The organism is Protofrankia sp. Cr1, from assembly GCF_963555865.1.
GTDB lineage: Bacteria > Actinomycetota > Actinomycetes > Frankiales > Frankiaceae > Protofrankia.
Genome location: NZ_CAUVXO010000004.1, coordinates 28,556 through 32,387 on the forward strand (window position 1 = coordinate 28,556; position 3,832 = coordinate 32,387).

Annotated in this window: 2 protein-coding genes; one reads left to right on the forward strand and one right to left on the reverse strand. The window is 69.8% G+C overall.

All coding sequences use genetic code 11. The features are described 5' to 3' along the window. A partial coding sequence (locus tag U9980_RS01235) for a bifunctional diguanylate cyclase/phosphodiesterase (RefSeq protein ID WP_322766315.1) occupies positions 1-1,243 on the forward strand: 1,243 nt, incomplete at its 5' end. Between the two features lie 46 nt (positions 1,244-1,289). On the opposite strand, the gene U9980_RS01240 is transcribed toward U9980_RS01235, so the two are convergent. Beyond that, on the reverse strand, positions 1,290-3,832 hold a 2,543-nt coding region (locus U9980_RS01240), incomplete at its 5' end, for an ATP-binding cassette domain-containing protein (protein ID WP_322766316.1).

Here is a 3,832-nt window from a genome sequence, read left to right on the forward strand (position 1 = left end):
AGCGCCGAAGGCGCCGGCGCAGGCCGGGACCCTGCTACTCGTCGACGTGGACGATTTCAAGGACGTCAACGACATGCGCGGCCATGCCGTCGGCGACGCGGTGATGGGGGCTCTCGCCCAGCTGCTGGCCAAGACCCTGCCCGGCGCGGTTCTCGGGCGGCTCGGCGGCGACGAGTTCGCCGTGGTTCTGGAGTCCGACAACGGCCCGGACGGACTGGGCGTCGCGAACGCCCTGTGCGAGAAGGTTGCCCGGCACACGATCATCGTCGATGGCGTGACGATCCGTATCACCGTCAGCGTCGGCGTTGTGTCGCTGTCATCTGCGACCGACAGCGACATGGCACTGGCTCGTGCCCACCTTGCGTTGTACGAAGCCAAGGATGCCGGACGCGGCTGTGCGCGACTGTTCACCCCGGAGCGCTATGAGCACGTTGCCCGGCGGATCTCGATGGTGCAGCGGGTACGCGACGCCCTTGACGGGGGTCTGATGGCGTTGGACGCGCAGCCCGTCGTGGACCTGTCATCCCGCCAGGTGCAGGGATACGAGCTTCTGTTGCGGCTTCGTGACGGTCGACAACCGGATCTGGCGCCGGCCGAATTCATGGGCGCACTCGCCGACAGCGATCTCATGCTGAGCCTGGACCGCTGGGTGCTGGCGCAGGCGGTGGCCGCACTCGCCTCCGCCACCGCTCGCCGGGAGCGGCTCCGCCTGCACATGAACATCTCCGGCCAGTCCGTCGCGGATCCCGAATTCGGTCAGTTCGTCCTGTCGGCGCTGCGTGCGGCCCGGGTCGATCCATCTCAACTCGGCCTGGAGATCCCCGAGAGCGTCGCGGTGACCAGCCTGGACGCGGCGCGGCATCTTGCCGAGACCCTCACCGACGCGGGATGCCGGTTCACCTTGGATGACTTCGGCGCGAGCGTGGGTTCGTTCGTCTACCTGCGCAACCTTCCATTCACCAATGTGAAGATCGACGGTGATTTCCTGCGGCATGTGGACACGTCGCCGGCCGACACCGTCCTGGTGGACGCCGTGGTACGGGTCGCGCGCTGCCTCGGTATGTACACCATTGCCGAGAAGGTCGATCGTGAACCGCTGGCGCTGGCACTACGTGATCTTGGAGTGGACTATGCGCAGGGGTTCCTCACCGGCCGCCCCCGTCCATTGACCGATCTGCTCGCCGAAGGGCCGGACGTGGATCCCGAGACGCGTGAAGTCAGTCTCAACGGTTTTCTCGGTTAGCGCGCCCGGCAGTGATCAGCTGGAGCCGGTTTCAGATCAGCCGGTTTCAGATCAGTAGGGCGGCTGTGAACAGTCCCACCATGGTCGCGAGCGCGGCGGCGTCTGCGCGTCGGGGCCGGGCCGGCTGGTGTGACACCGCGCCGAAGCCGCCCCGCGCGGTGATCGCGTCGGTCATCTCCGCGGCCCGTCGTAGGCACGTGACTATCGCGGTGCACAGCAGCTCGGTCGCGCATCGCGCGTGGCGCGCCAACGCCGCCGGCTGGCGCGGCCGGGCCGGCCCCGCGGCCGCGCGTAGCCGGCGGACCGCGAGCAGCGTACGGATCTCGTCAACCAGCAGAGGCAGGCAGCGGATGGCCAGCGCCACCGTTGCCACCCACTCGTCGACCGGCAGCCGCAGCCGGCGCAGGGGCGCCATCAGCCGGTCCAGGGCGGGCGCGACGTCCGACAGCGGCGTTGTCCACCCGAGCAGCGCGGCAGTGGCGAACATGGTCATGGAGACCGACGTCAGCCGCAGCCATTCCAGGAGACCGCCGAGTGACAACCGCACTCCCGCGACCGCCATGAACGGTGCCTCGTGTGACTGCATGGTGAGCGCGGCGCCGATCAGGAGGCCGTACCAGAACCAACGGGGCAGCCTCGGTGCCGCGCCCGGCGGGATCCGGGCGATCACCATGCACACCCCGACGAATCCCGCGATCAGACCGATCACCGGCCACGACGGTCGCAGTGCGATGAGCATCCCGAGCGCGGCCATCATGATCAATTTTGTCCCCGCCCAGAGCCGGTGTACCGGGCTGGTGCCGGGGATGTAGCGCAGGAGGTTGGGTTCGGTCCGGCGGGCACGCGCGGCCGAACGTCGCCGGGAGAACCGACCCGGTGCTCGGGACGTGGCGGGCACGGGGACGTCGGGTTGCGGGGGCGCCGGTTGCGAGGGCGATGGTTGCGGGGGCGATGGGGATGGGGATTGCGCTGGCGATGCGGCCACGGGGACCGGATCCCGATCCGGCAGCGGCAGCGGCAGCGGCAGCGGTGCGGCGTGGGGACCCGCGGTGCTGATGATCCCCGAACGCTGCGCACGAGCGATGAGCGGCGCGCTGCGAGGCTGGGGGAGCATGCGGGAACCGATGCGGGCGGTGTCCGCAGGGTCGCTTGCTGGTACGTACCGTGGCCGGTCACCGTAGAATGGGCCGTCGTGGACCACCCGTCCGGCGTCCAGGACGAGCATCCGGTCTATCACCTCGGCCAGACCTTCGAAGTCGTGGGATACCACGACCAGCGTCAGCCCGGTGCGGATGCGAAGGTCCGCGAGCACCTTGACGAGGATGTGTCTCGACGGGGTGTCGAGTCCCGCCAGTGGTTCGTCGAGGATCATCAGGCGGGGTCGGCGGGCGATGAGTCCGGCGAGCGCGGCGCGGCGCATCTGCCCGCCGGAGAGGTTCTCCACCCGCCGGTCCCGAAACAGCACGGGGTCCAGGCCGACCGCGGCCAGCGCCTCGTCGGCGGCGGCGGCGCTCACCCCGGCCGCGGCGCGTACGTCAGCACCCACGGTGGGCGCCAGCAGCTGAAGGCGGGAGTGCTGCACGGCCAGTCCGATCTCGCCGGGGCAGGCGGTCAGCGGGCGACCGGCCATGCGGGCATCGCCTTCCGACGGACTGAGCAGACCGGCGAGGACGGCCGCGAGCGTCGACTTTCCCGATCCGTTACGACCACCGATAATGATCGATTCGCCGCTGTCGAGCTGGAAGGATACGTCGGTCAGCGCCCGGTGTGCCCATGGCGATCGGGATGAGTAAACCTGTCCGACACCGTCGAGACACACCAGCGGAGATGCCCCGGCGGTCACGATCGGACCCGGCGGGAACCGTGGTTGGCGCGGGTTGGGGCCCGGATCGACCGGTGCACAGCGCAGCGGGCCGGGTGGCGAGCTGTCCGCCGGCGTCATCCGACCGCTGTCGAGCATGATGCGGCGATGTGCCCGCATCGCTTCGGTACGGCGGTGGGTCACGTGCACGACCGCGACCCCCTCCTCGTCGGGAAGGCGTGCCAGCAGCTCGGTGAGCTGCTGGCGGCCGTCAGCGTCCACCATGGCGGTGGACTCGTCGGAGACGAGCAGGCTCGGTGCCCGCGCGAGTGCGGCGGCGACCGCCAGCCGTTGCAGCTGTCCGCCCGACAACGTCGCGGTTTCGTGGTCGGCGAGCTGGGCGAGCCCGACCTTCGCCAGCAGCGCCTCGACATCGACCGCCCGGCCACCGTCAGCCAGGCCCCACACGATGTCGTCGCGGACACGCACACCCAGCACCTGTGACTCCGGCCGCTGGAAGATCATGGATGTGCCGCCGGGTCGGCCCAGCGCACAGTCACCGGGCCGCAGTACCCGCCCGCTAGTAGGGCTCCAACCACCGATGATGCGGGCGAGGGTGGACTTCCCGGATCCGTTGGCACCCAGGATCGCCACGAACTCGGCCGGCCAGATGGTCAGGGACACGTCGTGGACGGCGTCCCGTGACGCGCCGGGATAACGGTAGGTCACCGATTCCAGCTGGAGGGGAAGGGGCCGGGTCTGCGGACAGGGCTGCGCATCGGCTTGTG